Origin of the sequence: Nocardiopsis sediminis, assembly GCF_042650565.1 — a bacterium.
GTDB lineage: Bacteria > Actinomycetota > Actinomycetes > Streptosporangiales > Streptosporangiaceae > Nocardiopsis_B > Nocardiopsis_B sediminis.
Window position 1 is genome coordinate 459,717 of record NZ_JBHSBH010000003.1, and the last position, 16,422, is coordinate 476,138.

Below are 16,422 nucleotides of genomic sequence, written 5' to 3' on the forward strand. Positions count from 1 at the left end.
CGGCGGCCGTCGTCGTATGCGGGTGTTCTCCCTTCCCGCGCGCGGGGCACGGCGGTGGGGCCCGTCTCGTCCTTGCGGGGTGAGCGGGCCGGGGCGGGGCGGTCAACGGTCCGTGGCGCCGACCAGCCAGGCGACCTTCTTGGCGGTCAGCGCGATGCTGTCGCTGCTGCCCAGGTACACCCCGAAGGATGCGAGGAACGCGTGGTCGTGGGAGCGGCGCTCGCACGACACGTCCTCGATCGCGTAGTCGGACTCGGGGTTGCTGACCCTCAGGAACGGCACACCGTCGTCGATGATCCGGGCCCAGACGCCGTACTCGGTCAGGGCCGTGGCCAGGCGCGAGAGTTCACGGCGCTCGGCCGTTGACGGTGCGGTGGACGGAGCGGTGCTGGAGCCGGGCTGTCTCGATTCGGCCATGGCGCGTCCTTCGCTCATCGGAATCACTCTGCCCGCCATTGTCGCTCTCTGTAGTCCATATACTCCGTATCGTGCTCGCGACACGCCGTTCCGGCGATCAGATCAGCGCTTCGGCAGCGCGGTCGGCGTCCTCCTCGGTCGAGTACACGTGGAAGGACACCCGCACCCGGCCCGCCCGCTCGGCGGCCACCACATCGGCCGCGCGCAGCCGCTCTCCAGCGTTGTGCGCTTCGACCGAGGTGATCGCGGAATCGCCCGGGGCCAGGCCGAGCGCGGCCCGGAACCGGTTGGCCAGGCCCACGTTGTGGTCGCGGATCCGCGGCACCCCGATGTCCAGCAGCACCGCCATGGACCGGGCCGCGGTGACGCCGGCGAACCAGTTGGGCGAGATGTCGAACCGTGCGGCGCCGTCGGCGAGCGTCATCTCGGAGGCGTAGAAGGACCCCAGGGGGTCCCGGGCGGCGGCCGGACCGGCGCTGCCCGGGCGCAGGAGCGGGCGCAGTGCGGGCGAGAGGTACCCGTAGGCCAGCCCGCGGGGCGCCATCAGCCACTTGTAGCAGGAGCAGATGAGCGCGTCGTAGCGCGTGGCATCGACCGGCAGCCAGCCGACCGCCTGGGTGGCGTCCACGGCGACGCGCGCCCCGTGCCGTCGCGCGGCGGCCACGATGGCGTCGGCGGGGGCGAGCTCGCCGCCGGCCGACTGCACCAGGCTGAACACCACCAGCCAGGTGTCGCCGTCCACGGCGCCGGCCAGTTCGGCGAGCGGCACCGCCTGCACGCGCACGCCGCGGTCGGCCTGCGCCATCCAGGGGAAGACCGCCGAGGTGAACTCGCCTTCGGGCACCAGCACCCGCGCGCCATCGGGTACGGACGCGGCCAGCGTGCCCATGAGCTGGGAGGTGGTGGCGCCCTGGGCGATGTCCTCGGGCGCCGCCCCCACCAGGGCGGCGAAGGAGCGCCGGGCGGATTCCGCCGCCTCGCCCCAGGGCCCGGGCAGCCCGGCACCGTGCCGCCAGGTCGCGACGGCGTCGGACAGCGCCTCGTGGGCGGGGCGCGGCGGGATGCCGTATTGGGCGGTGTTCAGCCAGACCGAGTCGATCTTCCAGAGATCCTGAGCGGTGCCGATGTCCATCCGCCCAGCCTGTCACCGCCCGGCGCACGGCCGATCGGCGGCCCCGCTGCCCCGGCAACGGCCCGCCCCACCCACGGTGGGGGTGGAGCGGGGTTCGGCATCGGGCGCGGACGGGCCGCTTACGGGACGGAGACGCTGACGCCGAATTCCTCCGTGGCGGAGGCACCGGACGGAACCACCGCGACGATGACGCCTTGGCAGTTCGGCGCGTTGTGGACGGTGACCGGCTGGTCGGTCTGGTTCTCGACGGTCAGGGGCCAGTAGGGCGCGTTATAGCAGCCGCTGGGGTTGTCGGTCCGTTGCCCATTGAGGACGATGTAGCCTTCGGCCGCATGGGCGGTGGCGGGGACGCCGGCCAGCGCGGCTGCCGCGGCGACGGATCCGATGAGCGTGACGAAACGGCGCACGCCAGATCACACCTTCCGTAATCAGTGCGCCACTCCGTGTGGCGCGTGATCATCGTAGGGATGCCGCTTAGTAGTTCGCAGGCGATCGGCGATATCTTCCCTGGTCAGAGTCGTCGAGTGGCCGTGGTTCGCATGATGCCGGATACGGCGGATCGTGCCCTCGGTGAGTGATCGATTGCTTTATGTAGCCAAAGGAGTGCCGGAGCGCCCACCTGGGCAAGCGGGTCATCCGGAGGTCCCCGGGAAACCGAACCGCGCGGGGGACGCCGGTGAGCGGGACCGGTCGTCGCCCGTCAGGGGTGTCAGCCCGCGGAGGGGGCTGAGCGTGGGTCGGAGCCGCGCAGGCGGATCCAGGCGCCGCGCGCCAGGCGGCGGGCGGGGGCCGGGAGGCGGTCGGCTCGCAGCCGGGCCTGGGCGACCAGCGGGGTGAGATGGCGGCGGGCCCGGGACTGCAAGGGGTGGGTGAGCCGCCACCCGGCGGGTGTCCGGATCAGGGCGAGGTCCAGATCGGTGTGGTCCGCGCCGACGTGGACGCGCCAGACGCCGAGGCCGCCCTGCACCGGGACCGTCGCCGACAGCACGGCGCGCGGGAGGCCCGCGGAGCCGTCGTGGACGGCCCGGATGCGGGCCACGGTGTCGGTCGGCGGCCGGCCGCTGCGCGACAGCCGCAGGGGCAGCTCCGTGGGGGAATCGGCGGCGCGCAGGGTCAGCGGGATCTCCAGGCGCAGGCCCGCGGGCGTTGGCGTGGCCGTTGCCGTCGCGGGGGCGCGTACGGCGCGCCGCAGCGGGCGCCACGACCCGTCGACCGAGAGCACCAGGTGGCCCTTGGTGTTCCAGTAGGGGTTGGCGAAGGCCGTGCCCGCGTCATCGGGCAGGTCGACGAAGGCCGGAGTCCGGGTGGTCTCGGCGTCGCGCGTGCGGGCCGTGCCCACCGTGTGGTCGCTGCCCGCTCCACCGAGGTCGATCCGGGTGCGGAACCACCACTGTCCCGACAGCGGCCGACCGTAGTCGGCGCGGGCGACGTCGACCGTGATGGTGCCGCTCAGCCGGACGGCGAACCGGTCGGCTCCGGCGGGGTGCTCCGTGCGCTCGACCTCGGCGGGGATGCGCATCGCGGCGGGGTCGCCGGTGCGGCGGGCGAAGACCCGCAGGCCGAGCTTGTCCAGCGCGGCGCCGACCTCCGCGGCGTCCCGGATCTGTTCGACCGCCACCATCTCGGCGGGCAGGTCCCAGCGGATCCGGTCGCCGTCGCGGACGAACTTCAGCGGAGCGCCGGTGGACCTGCGCGTCAGCTCCGCCACGACGTCGACGTGCAGGTCGGACCCTTCCCACCGGAAGCCGGTGACCCGGGTCACGTGGTCGAGGTCCTCCTCGAATTCCGCCAGGGCGCGCATCAGCTCCGGGGTGCCCCAGCGCAGGGTCGCGGCGCGCAGCCGGGTGAACGGATTCAGCCGTTCGGTGACGCTTTCGGGGATGCGGGACTCCACGAGCTCGGCGGCGATGGCGTGCAGCCGCCGGATGTGCTCGGCGTCCTGCCGCAGGAACTTGTGGCCCTGGAACTGGCCGAGCAGCTTGGAGCGGTACCAGTGGGCGAAGAGGCGGTCGCGCAGCTTGCCGGGCTTGGTGTTGGCCTCGATGATGTCGAAGATCTGCCCGATGCTGCGGAAGAAGCCGACCGGCTCCTTCGGGGCATAGGAGATGTTCCCGAAGCCCTCGTTGCGCACCCAGTAGTAGCAGGTGTAGTCGTGGACCACCGACACCTTGCGGGTGGCCAGGTAGGCCCGGAGCATGAACATGTGGTCCTCGAGGCGGATCTTGCCCTCGGCGAACCGGATGTCGTTGTCCCGGAGGAACGCCGTGCGGAAGAGCTTCTGCACGGTGAGGCTGGTGAGCAGGAGGCGGTCCTTGCGGATGTCGCCGCCGCTCATGGGCTGCTGGAAGAGCTCACGAGGGGCGTTGCGGCCGACCCCCGCGACACGGCCGATCACGATGTCGGCGGTGTCCTCGGTGGCCTTGGCGTAGAGGCGCTCCAGCGCCTCGGGGCCGAGGCGGTCGTCGTCGTCCATGAAGAAGACGAATTCGCCGCGTGCGTGGTCGACCCCCACGTTGCGCGGACGGCCCGGCCAGCCGGAGTTCTCGATGTGGATGACGGTGAAATTCGGTTCATCGGCGGTCTCGGCGTCGAGCAGTTCACCGGTTCCGTCGGTGGAGCCGTCGTCGACGTAGATGACCTCGTAGCGGTCACGTGGCAGTGACTGCTCCCGCAGGGATTGCAGGCCGCGAAGGATGCCCGCGGAAGTGTTGTACGCAGGAATGATCACCGATACGGCGATACCCATGATTCCCCCATTGACGACGGGCCACGGAGGGGGGAGCTCCGGGCACCAGTCATTCACTTGTTTTTTCCAGGGTTAACGCCATCCGTGCACCCGGCGGTTCTGGCGGCCTGGTTGAGAGCTCGGTCACGGTTTGTCGGGGCGGAGGCGGCCGGGGCCGCGGGCGGGGACCCCGGTGGCGTCGTGCCCCGGACCGTCGGTAGGGCGATGGAGGGTTCGCCTACCGGAACGGCCGGTGGGGGCGGGGTGCCGTGAACCACGGGCCGCCCGCGATCCGCCAGGGGTGCGGGCGGGGGCCGTGCTCCGCTGAGGCAATGATATTACGCTCGGTGACGCTATGATTGCGCGCGACGCGCGGACGGGGCCGGCCCCGTCCGCGCGCCGGGGCCCGCCCTCGCCTGCACGCCGGGGCACGGAGCCCCGGCGCCGCGCCGATCGCTCACGGGCCTGGGACGGCCCGCCGGGATCAGAGGGCCCGGATCCAGGAGCCGCGGTGCATGACGGCCCTGGTGGCCAGGTCGGCGTCGAGGACCAGCAGGTCGGCCGGCGCCCCGGCGGCCAGCTCGCCGGCTCCGTCCAGGCCCAGGGCGCGGGCGGGCACCGCCGTCGCCGCCCGGACGGCGGCGGCCAGGTCCACCCGCTCCAGGGTGGCCACCGTGCGCCGGATCGCATCGGGGAGCACGATGGTGCTGCTCGCGATCTGACCGCTTTCGGCCAGCCGGGCTTCGCCGTTCGCGACCCGGACGCGCAGCCCGCCCAGCGTGTAGTCGCCGTCGCCCAGCCCGGTGGCGGACATGGCGTCGGTGATGAGGGCGACCCGGTCGCCGGCGGCGTCGAACACCAGCTGGGCGGCCCCGGCGGCGACGTGGACGCCGTCGTTGATCAGCTCGACGGTCACGCGCTCGTCGTTGAGCGCCGCCGCGATCGGGCCGGGCTCGCGGTGGTGCAGCGGGCGCATCTGGTTGTAGACGTGGGTGGCCACCGTGGCACCGGCGTCGAACGCGGCGCGCGCCCGGTCGTAGCCGGCCTCCGTGTGGCCCACAGCGGCGACCACGCCTTCGGCGGCGGCCGCGCGGATCAGCTCCAGCGCTCCGGGCAGCTCCGGGGCCACCGTGATCATCCGGACGTGGCCCCGCCCGGCCTTGAGGATGCGGGCGAACTCCTGGAGGTCGGGGTCGCGCAGGAGAGCCGGGTCGTGCGCCCCGCACTTGGAGCGGGCGATGTAGGGGCCCTCAAGGTAGATCCCGGCGATCTCGCCGGCCTCGGCCAGCTCCGCGAGCACGGCCACCTGCGCGAGGGTGTCCTCGGGCGTGGCGGCGACCAGGCCGCCCACCACCGTGGTCACCCCCTGGGACCGGTTGAACTCCACGACCGCGAGCACCCGGTCGGGATCGGTGTCGGTGAACGACGCGCCGGCGCCGCCGTGCACGTGGATGTCGACCGTGCCCGGCAGGAGCCAGCGGCCGCCGAGGTCGGTCGTGACACCGCCCGCGGGCGGCGGGGCCCCGGTGCCGAGCCCCAGGATGCGGCCGTCGCCGACGCGCAGCCAGCCGTCGTGCACGCCCTCGGGGGTGAGCAGGCGTGCGTTCGTCAGCGTCGTGGGGATCGTCGTCGTCCGGGTCGCGCCCTGGCCCATGCGTGCGTCCTCCTGTGCCCAATGCCACACGTCGTGTGTCCAGCTGGAGGATATGCGGCGCCACCCCGCGTGCGCGTGGGACTCGGCACCCGCCGGAGTGACGACAAACCCGTTCGGCACGCATTGACGGCGGGTGCGGCGCCGCTCATTATGGAGAGCATGTCCGCCGGTGAGCTGCTCGTCCAGCGCCTGCACGTCGATCTGCGACAGCAGGCGAGCGCACTCTGTTGTAGGTAGCGCCCCGCAGGGCCGTCGCGCCCTGCCGTTGGGGATGACCCCCATATCGCCACCGGAAGCGCTCCCCGCCCGTGCCCGTTCTCCCGGGCCGGCCCAGGACCGCGTACAGCGAGGTTCCGGCCCTGAAGGGGCCCGTCGATTCCGGTGCCCGACGATCCCCGCCCGCCCGGCCGGCGTCCGCCCGCGAAACGCCGGCCCGACGAACCCCTTCAGCGCTCAGCGGCCCCGTGCGGCCGCACTCACCAGGAGAACGCAATGACCCGTTTCACCGTGCTCGTCGCCGCCCCCGACGCACACTCCGCCATCCGCACCGCCGCCGCCGACGCCGCTGCGGCCATCGCGGCCGAGACCGGCGACTCCACCCGGCCGCACGTCATCGACCTCGCGGAGCTCGGCCCGGCCCTCCTCGCCGCCGACACCGGCCGCGACGTCATCGACGCCCTCGACACCGTCCGCACCAGCGAGGTGCTGCTCGTGGCGTCCCCGCAGGTGCACGGCAGCTACACCGGCCTGCTGAAGGTCTTCCTGGACCGCCTGCCCGAGCTGGGCCTCGCGCACACCGTGGCGGTCCCGATGGCCGTCGTCGAGGACCTGCGCAACGGCCGCAACATCGACGAGGACCTGCGCGTCGTCCTCTCCGACCTGGGTGCCTGGGTGGTCGAGCCCGGCCTGCTGCTGGCGCGCGGCGAGCTCGGCGACGCCCGCGGCGTGATCGCCGCATGGTCGGAGGTCGCCGCCCCGGCCCTGCGCCAGGCCGTCGCGGTCGCGGTCTGACCTGCCGCTCCACGGGCCGGTGGCGGAGGAACCTACCGTCCGCCACCGGTTCAGGGGTTCCAGGAGCCCCTCACGCGCCGCGGGAACGGGAGGCCGACTCCGAGCGGGTGCGGGCGGTGTCGGCCTCGGCGCGGGCGACGTTGCCGCGGACCAGGACCACCACGGCGAGCGTCAGCGCGAACCCGGCGACGCGCAGGGCGAGCGCGAGCGGGTCGGCGGGCAGTTCCTCGCTGAAGAGGACCGTCCCCAGCACGACCATGTACACGTTGCCGGTCACGTTGGCCACGGGTGCGGTCACCGAGGCGCGTGACCGCTGCATCGAGGTCTGGAACAGGACGATCCCCACGGCCCAGCCCACGGCGTAGAGGTAGGGGAACGGCGACGCCAGCGCGGGGAGCACGGCCCCGGCCGGGCCGTGCTCGGCCAGCAGCCCGCCGAGAGCCTTGCCCTGGAGCCCGGCGGCCCCTTGGGCCAGCCCGGCCGCGGCGCCCATGGCGGCGGCCGACACGTGGCGCCCGCCCCCGCCCGCGAGCACCATCGCCGCGACGCAGGCGGCCACCGTTCCCAGGCTGACCACGAGCAGCAGCGGGAGGTCGGGGGCGGTCCCGGCGCCCCCGCCCGGGTCGAGGGAGAGCGTGAGCAGCAGCAGCGCCAGCGGCATCAGGCCCAGCGCCGCGCGTTCGCCGCGGGTGATGGGGTCGCCCATGACCAGGGTGATCACGAGCAGCAGGGTGGCGATGCCGCCCGCGAAAGCGGGCTGGACGACCGACACCGGGGCCAGCCCCAGCGAGACGATCAGGCCGACGCTCCCCAGCGCGGCGAGCACGCAGCCGGCCACCCAGCGAGCGTTGCCGAGCAGGGTCCGGGCCAGGTGCAGCGGGCGCCGCAAGCCGATGCCGGGCGCGCGGTGCAGGGCCCGCTGCTCGATGGCCAGCCCCAGCGAGTAGACCGCGGCCGACAGCAGCGCGGCGATGAGGCCCGTCATCGGGCCTCCCGGACAGCGGGCCGCCGTCCGCCGCCGCGGAGGACCGGCCGCCGGGCTCCCGCGGGGACGGCGCGGCGGCGCGCGGACCGGGGCGCGGGCCGGGGCGCGCGGGCGCCGCCGGGCGGTGCCGCGAGGGCCCGCAGGTCGTTCAGCGCCATCGGCGTGCCTCCCGGGGGAGCCGTGCGGAACGCGTTCCGCGAGGTGGGCCGCCGCCGGATCCGCAGCCCGGCCGGCGTGCGCGGGCGGGGGTGCGTCGGCGCACCGGTTTTCGGTTGACCGACCTTATATAACACGTTCTAGTCTGATGGTCATCGCGACGACGTGGATGAGGTGTGGACGATGGCCATCGGACTCACAGCCGAACACGACGAACTGGCCGCGGCGGTCCGCGGCTGGGTCGAGCGCACCGTCCCCCGCGACAGCGGGCAGGGCGGGACCGACCCCGATGCGGAGCGCGCCGCCGCCGCGGTCCGGCCCGGCTTCTGGCCGGCCCTGGCGCGGCAGGGGCTGCTGGGCCTGCACCTGCCCGAGGAGCACGGCGGGCAGGGCGGCGGGCTCCTGGAGCTGTGCGTCGCGCTGGAGGAGCTGGGCCGCGGCCTGGTCCCCGGCCCCTTCCTGCCCACCGTCCTGGCCTCCGCCGCCGTCCAGCGCGCCCACACCGCCGGCGGGGACCGGCCGGGCGGACCGGCCGCCCGCGCCCGCGCCGCGCTCCTGCGCGACCTCGCCGAGGGCGAGCGGACCGCGGCGCTCGCGCTCGGCCCTCCGCTGGACGTCGCCACCACCGCAGACGGCGCGCGCTCGCTCAGCGGCACGCTCACCCCCGTTCTCGGCGGGGCCCTGGCCGACGTCCTCGTCGTGCCCGTCGACGACGAGGGCGCGGAGCGCTGGGCCGTCATCGACGCCGCCGGCGTGCGCGTGGAGCCACTGCCCAGCCTGGACATCGGGCGCTCCGTCGCCCGGGCCGAGGCCGCCGGCGCTCCCCTCCCCGAGGGGGCCGTGCTGCCCGGCCTCACCCGCGAGGACGTCGACGCCCTCGCCGCGGTGCTGATCGGCGCCGAGGCGACCGGCGTCGCCGCCTGGTGCCTGCACGCCGCGGCCGACTATGCGCGGCTGCGCGAGCAGTTCGGCCGCCCCATCGGCCAGTTCCAGGGGGTCAAGCACATGTGCGCCCGGATGGCGATCGCCGTCGAGCAGGCGCGCGCCGTCGTCTGGGACGCCGCCCGCGCGGCCGACGCCGCACACGACGGCGGCGGCGCGGGGCCCGGCACCGGATCCGCAACGGGCACCGACCCCGGCGACGCCAGGTTCGCCGCGGCCGCGGCCGGGCTGATCGCCCCCGACGCCGCCCTGTCCTGCGCCCGCGACTGCATCCAGGTGCACGGCGGTATCGGGTTCACCTGGGAGCACGACGCCCACCGGTACCTGCGCCGCGCGTCGACCCTGCGCATCCTGGCGGGCCCGGGAGCCGACCGCGCCGTGCGCGTCGCCGACCTCGCGCTGGCCGGCCGGCGCCGCCCCATCGAACTCGACCTGGACGACGCCGGCGACCGGGAGCTGCGCGAGCGCGTCCGCGCCGGGGTCGCCTCCCTGGCGGCGCTCACCGACGACAAGGAGCGGTTCTCCGCCATGGCCGACGGCGGCTGGGTGGCGCCGCACCTGCCCCCGCCCTGGGGGCGCGGCGCAGGGCCGCTGGAGCAGCTGCTCATCCAGCAGGAACTGCACAGGTCGGGGGTCAAGGGCCCCTCGCTGGCCATCGGGGCGTGGGTGCTGCCCTCTCTCGTCGGATACGGCAGCGAAGCCCAGCAGGAGCGCTTCCTCGGCCCCACCCTGCGGGGCGAGCTGACCTGGTGCCAGCTGTTCAGCGAGCCGGGCGCCGGCTCAGACCTGGCCTCGCTGTCGCTGAGCGCCGAACGGGCCGAGGGCGGCTACCGGCTCAACGGGCAGAAGATCTGGACCTCGATGGCGCACGTCGCGCACTGGGGCATCTGCCTGGCCCGAACCGACCCCGATGCGCCCGACAAGCACGACGGCATCACCTACCTCCTGGTCGACATGGCCGCGCCCGGGGTGCAGGTGCGCCCGCTGCGCGAGCTGACCGGCGACACCATGTTCAACGAGGTGTTCTTCGACGACGTGTTCGTGCCCGACGCCTGCGTCGTCGGCGAGCCCGGCCAGGGGTGGCGGGTCGCCCGCAACACCCTCACCAACGAGCGGGTCGCGCTCTCCAGCGGCACCGGGCTGGGTGCGGGCGTCCCGGAGCTGGTGGCGTTCTGCACCCAGTTCCCGGCGCGTGCAGAGGCGCGCGATGCGCGGGTGGAGTTCGGCCGCCTGATCGCCCAGGGGCAGGCCATCGAGCTGCTGGGGCTGCGGGTCACGCTCAAGCAGCTGTCGGGGATCGAGCCCGGCGCGGAATCGAGCGTGCGCAAGCTGCTGGGGGTGGAGTTCAGCCAGCGGGTGGCCGACACCATCTGGGAGCGCCAGGGAAGCTCCGCGGTTTGCGAGGATATGCGGGCGGGCAACGGGATCTGGGCCCGGTTCATGCTGTTCGGCAGATCCATGACCATCTACGGCGGGACGACCCAGGTGCAGCTCAACATCATCGCCGAGCGCCTGCTCGGACTGCCGCGCGACCCGGAGGCATGACCTCGACGTGTCGACCGACGACGAACCCGGCGCGTCCGGGACCCCCTCGGGCGGATCGGACCGGCCGCAGCCCCGGCCGGTTCCGCCGCCCCTGCCTTCGGCGTCCGGACCGGCGGCCCGGTTGCGTGCGGCGGCATCGCTGCGTGGCCATGAGCGCCGGCTGCGGCCGGCCGCCGATTCGGGTGCCGACGGCGCGGCCGCCGCGGGGGCCGCGGGGACCCCGGAGAGGGGCGGTGCCGCCGCCCCGCGTCCGGCGCGGCGGCGCTGGCAGCCGACCTCGCTGGGCCTGTTCGGCATCATGCTGGCCACCATGTGTGTGACACTGCTGCTCATCCAGGCGTTCGCGGGGACATTCCGGCCCGGCGGCTCCGACTCCGCGTCCGAACCCGGCCCCGAAGGCGCGGCCCCGCCGCCCGCGGGCACCGTTCGCGTCATGATCGCCGGCGACTCCATCAGCCAGGGCAGCTCCGGCGACTACACCTGGCGCTACCGGCTGTGGAAGCACCTCACCGAGGACTCCGGGCTCAACATCGACTTCGTCGGCCCCTACGACGACCTGCTGGCGGTCAACAGCGGAGACCCCGGCGACCACCACTACGCCGACCCCGACTTCGACACCGCGCACGCCAGCATCTGGGGCGCCTCCGCCGGCGAGATCGCCGAGGCGATCGGCGAACAGGTCGCCGAATACCGGCCCGACTACCTGCTGGTCATGGCGGGGACCAACGAACTGGTGCGCGGCGGCGAGGCCGACGACGCGCTCAACGGCATCCGCGACGTCGTCGACACCGCCCGGGTGGCCCAAGGGGACATCCGGTTCGTGATCGGCGAACTCACCCCGGTGCGGGGCGGCGCCGGGGACGAGGCGATGAACGCCCGCATCGCGCAGTTCAACGCCGCCCTCCCGGAGGTCGCCGCGCAGCTCGACGGGGAGGAATCGCCGGTCGCCGTGGCACGGACCGCCGACGGCTACGACGCCGCCGAGGACAACTGGGACCCCGCCCACCCCAACGCGCGCGGCGAGCTGAAGATCGCCGCCGCCTTCGCCGACACGCTGGCGTCGGCGCTCGACCTCGGGGACCCCTACCCGCGCCCGCTGCCGGAGGTGGAGGTGGGGCCGCGGGAGAGGCCGCAGGTGGCGGCGGCCAACGACGGCGGGGCCGTCACGCTCACCTGGGACCCGGTCCCCGGCGCTACCCACTACCGGGTCCTCCAGCAGCGCCTTTCCCCCGACCCCGACGAGCTCGTGCAGCTGCCGATGGACATCCCCGCAGCGGGCGAGGGGGAGCTGACGGCCCGGGTCGAGAACCTGCTCAGCGGGGCGCGCTACGAGTTCATCGTGCGCCCCTACAAGGGCGGCGACGCCGGGTTGGGCTCCGAGGCCGTGCGGATCGCGGCCGACGAGGAGCCGCCCGCCGCGCCCGAATGGGTGCGGGTGAACACCGAGGGCACACACCTGGTGTGGGCGGCGGTACCCGAGGCCGGCCACTTCGAGATCTGGCGCCGCCCCCTGGACTGCTCGCCCGGCAGCAGCGTAAGGGGCGCGCCACCGGACCCGCCGGCAGGGGCGGCCGGGTCCCCGTCGGGGGCGGGGGCGGCTGCCGAGCGCCGGTGCGAGCCCGCCGATGAGGACGGCCCGCCGGACGGCGAGGGCTGGGTCAGCGTCGGCCTGGTCGACGGCGACCGCCGCTGGCCGATCGCAACGGACGGAGAGGCCGGCTACGAGTTCGCGGTCCGCTCCCACCGCGACTACGTCGAGGGCGCCGTCTCCGACCCGGTCGAATTCGTGACCCCCGAATGACGGACCCGCCGCCTTCGGCGCCCCCCGATGGAGCGGACACCCCGGGCCCCGCCGAACCGGGCGGCCCGGCTCAGGGTGCCTCGGCTCGGTGGGGGCCGCTGGTTCCGTGGGGGGTGGGGCTGGCAGCCGGAGGGCTGGTGCTGGGGCCGGTTCTCGGGCCCGGGCTCGTTTTGCGCTACGACATGGTGTTCGTGCCCGACCCTCCGCTGTCGGCGGTCACGTTGGGGGCCGGGGAGGGCTTTCCCCGGGCGGTTCCCAGTGACGCCGTGGTGGGGCTGCTGGCGCGCCTGTTCCCGGCCGATGCCGTGCAGGCGGTGCTGCTGCTCGCGGTCTTCGTCCTGGGGGCGGCCGGCGCGGCCCGTCTGGTGCCCGCGCCGCGGCCGGCGGCGGAAGAGGCGGGCGACGGCGCCGATCCCGTGCGGTCCGGACGCCGGGGACCATCGCCCGGCGGGCCACCCGGCGGGCGGCGCCGCGGGTCGATCGGTGGGCAGCTGCCCCGGGTCGCGGCCGGGGTGTTCTACGTGTGGAACCCGTTCGTCGCCGAGCGGCTGCTGCTGGGGCAGTGGGCGCTCCTCCTGGGGTACGCGGGCCTGCCGTGGGTCGTTGCCGCGGCCGTCCGGCTCGCGCGCGGCCGTGACCTCGCTCGGATGGTGGTGGCGCTGGTCCCGGCCGCCATCGGCGGGTTCTCCTCGCTCGTTCTGTCCGCCCTGGTCGCCGTCCCGGCCGCGCTCCTGCGCCGCGGGGGCGATCGCCCTGGTGACCCCCGGGATACCCGGGCGGGGCGGGGCACCGTCACCGGAGTCGCGGCCGTATCCGGCTCGGTACTTCGCGCTCTGCCGGTCGTAGCGGCGCTGGCCGTCGTGGCCCTGCCGTGGCTGGTGCCCGCCCTGGGGAGCGGGGCGCGGACCGATCCCGCGGCGGTGGACGCCTTCGCGGCGCGGGCGGATAGCCCGTTCGGTACGGCGGCCTCGCTGCTGGCCCTGGGCGGGATCTGGAACGCCCAGGCGGTGCCCGAGTGGTACGGGGCGCCATTGGGCTCCGCCTGCCGCCTGGTGCTGTCCCTGGCCGCTCTCGCGGGGTGGGTGTGGCTGGTCCGGCGCGGTGGGGTGCGGTTCGCGGCCGGGCTCTCGGCCGCGGCGGCGGCCGGCTTCGCGATCGCGCTGCTGGGCACGGCCGAACCGGGGCGCGACCTGCTGCGCGCGCTCATCGGGGCGTGGCCGGGGTTCGGCCCGCTGCGTGACGGCCAGCTCTACGTCGCACCCCTCGCCCTGCTCCAGGCCGTGGGGTTCGGCGGGGCGGTGGCGTGGGCGCGCGAAGCGATGCGCGCCGATCCGCGACCGGGTGGCCCGGTCCGGGCGGCAGCGGCCATCGCGGCGGCGCTGGCCCTGGCCCCTGTCGTGGCGCTGCCCGGTCTGGCGTGGGGGGCCGCCGGGCGGCTGGTCCCGGTCGAGATGCCCGCGGAGTGGGCCGCCGCGCAGCGCATCGTCGCCGCCGATGAACGGCCCGGAGCGGTGCTCGTGCTGCCGTGGAGCGCCTACCGGGGACTTGACTGGGCGGGCGATGGGCGTACCGTCGTTGTACTCGATCCCGCGGTGAAGCTGTTCGACCGGCGCGTGGTCTGGAACGATGACCTCCGGGTCGGCGACGGCGGCGAGCTGCGCGTCATCGAGGGCGAGGACCCGCTCGCCCGAACGGTGGAGCGGGCGGCGGCCGACGGCCGGCCCGCATCCGGCGGCCTCGAACGCCTGGGGGCGGCCGGGATCCGCTACGTCCTCGTCGAGCGCGAGGCGTTCCGCGGCGCGGACGCCGCAACGCCCCCCGACCCGGTCACCCGGCACCTCCTTGGCGAGAACGTGTTCTCGTCCCACGTCCCCGGCGCTTCCCCGGTGCATGACGGCCCCCGCCTCGCCCTCTTCGAACTGCCGGATGAGCATGTGGAAGCGGTGGACGCGCGGCTGACGGGGTTGGAAGTTACCGGCTGGTCAATTACAGTTGGGGCAATCTTCTGGTCAATCGCTGCATCAGGTTCTAGTCTCATCTCCATGCGTCCGGCCGCCTGTGCCGGGGTGGAATCGCGGAAGGAGGGCTCCACATGATCAAGGTCATCGCCGCCTCGGTGATCGGTGCGGCTCTGGCGGGCGGGCTGGCCCTGGTGGGCACCACCGTCGTCACGAATGCGTCGACCACGGCCGAACCGGTCAACGAGTCGCTCTACAACTACGGCGACCGCTAGGCGCCGTCCCGGGACCCCCGGACCCGGGCACGCGCCGCCCGGCCCGGCGCGACCACGCGACCGGCCGCTCGGAGCGGCCGGCCCGGAACCCCGCGCGGCCGCCACGCCGTCGTGCGGTCCCCGCGCCGGGCGCACGCGCGTCCGCGGGCACCCGGCTCCGGGTCCGTTGCCGCCCATCAGGTCGACCGGCCACGGCCCGCAGGCCGGAAGCGCACCCCCCGTCCGGGGGTGAGAGCGCGTCGGCCGGGGCGGTGGGCGGAACAGGAGAGCATGTGCTTTTCCGGCAGACACCCCTCTTCCAGGACCCGTCCTACGGGCCGCCGGTCACCATGGCCCCCGATCCGGTGGCCCGCCTCGCCCCGCCGCCCCGCACCGGAACGGGCGCCGTCCCCGCCGCCCGATCGGCCCTGCCCGCCCCCGCGGTACCCGAGCCCGCCGGCACGGAGCCGGCCGCCGACCCCGGACCGCGGCTCGACGGCACGCGGATCCTGGTGATCAACTGGCGTGACCCCTGGCAGGCCGCCGCCGGCGGCGCCGAGGAGTACGCCTGGCGGATGAGCCGGCACCTGGCCGGGCGCGGCGCCACCGTCACCTTCCTCACCAGCCGCGAGCGCGGCCAGGCGCGGGTGGAGACCCGCGAGGGCATCGTCGTCCGCCGCATGGGCGGCAAGTTCACGGTCTACCCGCGCGTCGTGCTCTGGCTCCCGCTGTGGCGGCGCGAGTTCCACGCGGTGCTGGACTGCATGAACGGCATCCCGTTCTTCTCCCGCCTGCTCCTGCCCCGCCGCACCCGCGTCATCAGCGTCGTGCACCACGTCCACGACCTCCAGTTCAACGCCTACTTCCGGCGCCCCCTGGCCTGGGTCGGCCGGTTCATCGAGAGCCGGGTCGCCAGCCGCGTCTACCGCTCCTGCACCACCGTCACCGTCTCGGAGTCCTCGCGCCGCGCCATGCGCGACAAGCTGCGCTGGCGCGCGCCGATCACCGTCATCCACAACGGCGCCCCGCCCCACCAGCCGCTCCCGCCGGGCCCGTGTCCCTCCGCGACCGATATGGGCTCCCCGGCCATCGTCAGCCTGGGCCGGCTGGTGGTGCAGAAGCGCGTCGCCCGGATCGTGGACCTCGCCGCCGACCTGCGCGACACCCACCCCGGCCTGCGCGTGCACATCGTGGGCAGGGGCCCCGAGGCCGGCCCGCTGACCGACCGGATCCGCCGCGGAAAGCTCCACGACCACGTGCGCCTGCACGGCTTCCTCGCCGAAGAGGACAAGAACGCCGTCCTCGCCGGGGCCCTCCTGCACGTCACCGCCTCGGAGTTCGAGGGCTGGGGGCTCACCGTCATCGAGGCGGCCGGGCTGGGCGTGCCCACGGTCGCCTATGATGTCGACGGCCTCCGCGACTCCGTGCAGCACGGGCGGACCGGATGGCTGGTGCGCGAGGGCGAGGACCTCAGCGAGGTCGTCGCCGCGGCCCTGGCCGAACTCGCCGACCCCGCGCGCGCCGCCGAGATCCGGCGGGCCTGCCGCGCGTGGGCGGCCCGCTTCACCTGGGAGCGCAGCGGCGCCGACATGACCCGCCTGATCGCCGCGGGCCGCACCGGCCACCGCCCGCCCGCCGCCCCCGGAGCCGGCGGGCCGCAAGAGGCGCCGACCCGGGCCGCCCCGGCGACGGGCGCAGGCCGAGCGACGGACAAGGGACCAGTGATGGCGATGAAGGGACCGGCGTCCCTCCGGCCCGCCGCGAGGGAGGGGACGCCCGGCAGCGGGTCCGGCCCCTCCGGGGACGGCACGTGACCCTGCGCCCCGGCCGGCGGGGGGCCCC

12 protein-coding genes are annotated in these 16,422 nt (G+C 75.0%); 6 read left to right on the forward strand and 6 right to left on the reverse strand.

Annotated features, from left to right (window positions below; translation table 11 throughout):
• Nucleotides 1-102: 102 nt before the first annotated feature.
• The 5 genes from ACFOVU_RS03430 to nagA form a co-directional block, all read right to left on the reverse strand.
• Nucleotides 103-417, reverse strand: a complete 315-nt coding sequence (locus tag ACFOVU_RS03430; RefSeq protein WP_378529790.1) for a hypothetical protein — start codon at nucleotides 415-417, stop codon at nucleotides 103-105.
• 97 nt (nucleotides 418-514) lie between these two features.
• Nucleotides 515-1,549 (reverse strand): aminotransferase class V-fold PLP-dependent enzyme, encoded by a 1,035-nt coding sequence (locus ACFOVU_RS03435; protein ID WP_378529791.1) that lies wholly within the window; start codon nucleotides 1,547-1,549, stop codon nucleotides 515-517.
• 119 nt (nucleotides 1,550-1,668) lie between these two features.
• Nucleotides 1,669-1,956: a hypothetical protein gene (locus tag ACFOVU_RS03440; RefSeq protein ID WP_378529792.1), complete on the reverse strand. Its 288-nt coding sequence runs from the start codon at nucleotides 1,954-1,956 to the stop codon at nucleotides 1,669-1,671.
• A 302-nt stretch (nucleotides 1,957-2,258) separates the two neighbouring features.
• Nucleotides 2,259-4,295, reverse strand: coding sequence for a glycosyltransferase (locus ACFOVU_RS03445; RefSeq protein ID WP_378529793.1), 2,037 nt, complete (start codon nucleotides 4,293-4,295; stop codon nucleotides 2,259-2,261).
• Nucleotides 4,296-4,758: 463 nt separating this feature from the next.
• Nucleotides 4,759-5,928, reverse strand: coding sequence for an N-acetylglucosamine-6-phosphate deacetylase (gene nagA, locus ACFOVU_RS03450; protein ID WP_378529794.1), 1,170 nt, complete (start codon nucleotides 5,926-5,928; stop codon nucleotides 4,759-4,761).
• Between the two features lie 492 nt (nucleotides 5,929-6,420).
• Here nagA and ACFOVU_RS03455 point away from each other — a divergent pair, with 492 nt between their 5' ends.
• The gene (locus tag ACFOVU_RS03455) at nucleotides 6,421-6,939 is read left to right on the forward strand and encodes an NADPH-dependent FMN reductase (protein ID WP_378529795.1); all 519 of its coding nucleotides are present in this window, start codon (nucleotides 6,421-6,423) and stop codon (nucleotides 6,937-6,939) included.
• Between the two features lie 70 nt (nucleotides 6,940-7,009).
• Here the strand turns inward: ACFOVU_RS03455 and ACFOVU_RS03460 are convergent, their stop codons facing one another.
• Nucleotides 7,010-7,924: a hypothetical protein gene (locus ACFOVU_RS03460; protein WP_378529796.1), complete on the reverse strand. Its 915-nt coding sequence runs from the start codon at nucleotides 7,922-7,924 to the stop codon at nucleotides 7,010-7,012.
• A gap of 339 nt (nucleotides 7,925-8,263) precedes the next feature.
• Between ACFOVU_RS03460 and ACFOVU_RS03465 the strand changes: the two genes are divergently transcribed.
• From ACFOVU_RS03465 to ACFOVU_RS03485, 5 genes are all read left to right on the forward strand, one after another.
• Complete coding sequence (locus tag ACFOVU_RS03465) at nucleotides 8,264-10,567, forward strand: acyl-CoA dehydrogenase (RefSeq protein WP_378529797.1); 2,304 nt, start codon at nucleotides 8,264-8,266, stop codon at nucleotides 10,565-10,567.
• Between the two features lie 7 nt (nucleotides 10,568-10,574).
• On the forward strand, nucleotides 10,575-12,368 hold the full coding sequence (locus ACFOVU_RS03470; protein WP_378529798.1) for a GDSL-type esterase/lipase family protein: 1,794 nt from the start codon (nucleotides 10,575-10,577) through the stop codon (nucleotides 12,366-12,368).
• The gene (locus ACFOVU_RS03475) at nucleotides 12,365-14,464 is read left to right on the forward strand and encodes a hypothetical protein (RefSeq protein ID WP_378529799.1); all 2,100 of its coding nucleotides are present in this window, start codon (nucleotides 12,365-12,367) and stop codon (nucleotides 14,462-14,464) included. Before ACFOVU_RS03470 ends, ACFOVU_RS03475 begins: the two co-directional genes overlap by 4 nt.
• Nucleotides 14,461-14,601, forward strand: coding sequence for a hypothetical protein (locus ACFOVU_RS03480; protein ID WP_378529800.1), 141 nt, complete (start codon nucleotides 14,461-14,463; stop codon nucleotides 14,599-14,601). Before ACFOVU_RS03475 ends, ACFOVU_RS03480 begins: the two co-directional genes overlap by 4 nt.
• A 329-nt stretch (nucleotides 14,602-14,930) precedes the next feature.
• A complete protein-coding gene (locus ACFOVU_RS03485; protein WP_378529966.1) occupies nucleotides 14,931-16,394 on the forward strand; it encodes a glycosyltransferase family 4 protein in 1,464 nt (487 codons plus the stop codon).
• Nucleotides 16,395-16,422 lie beyond the last annotated feature (28 nt).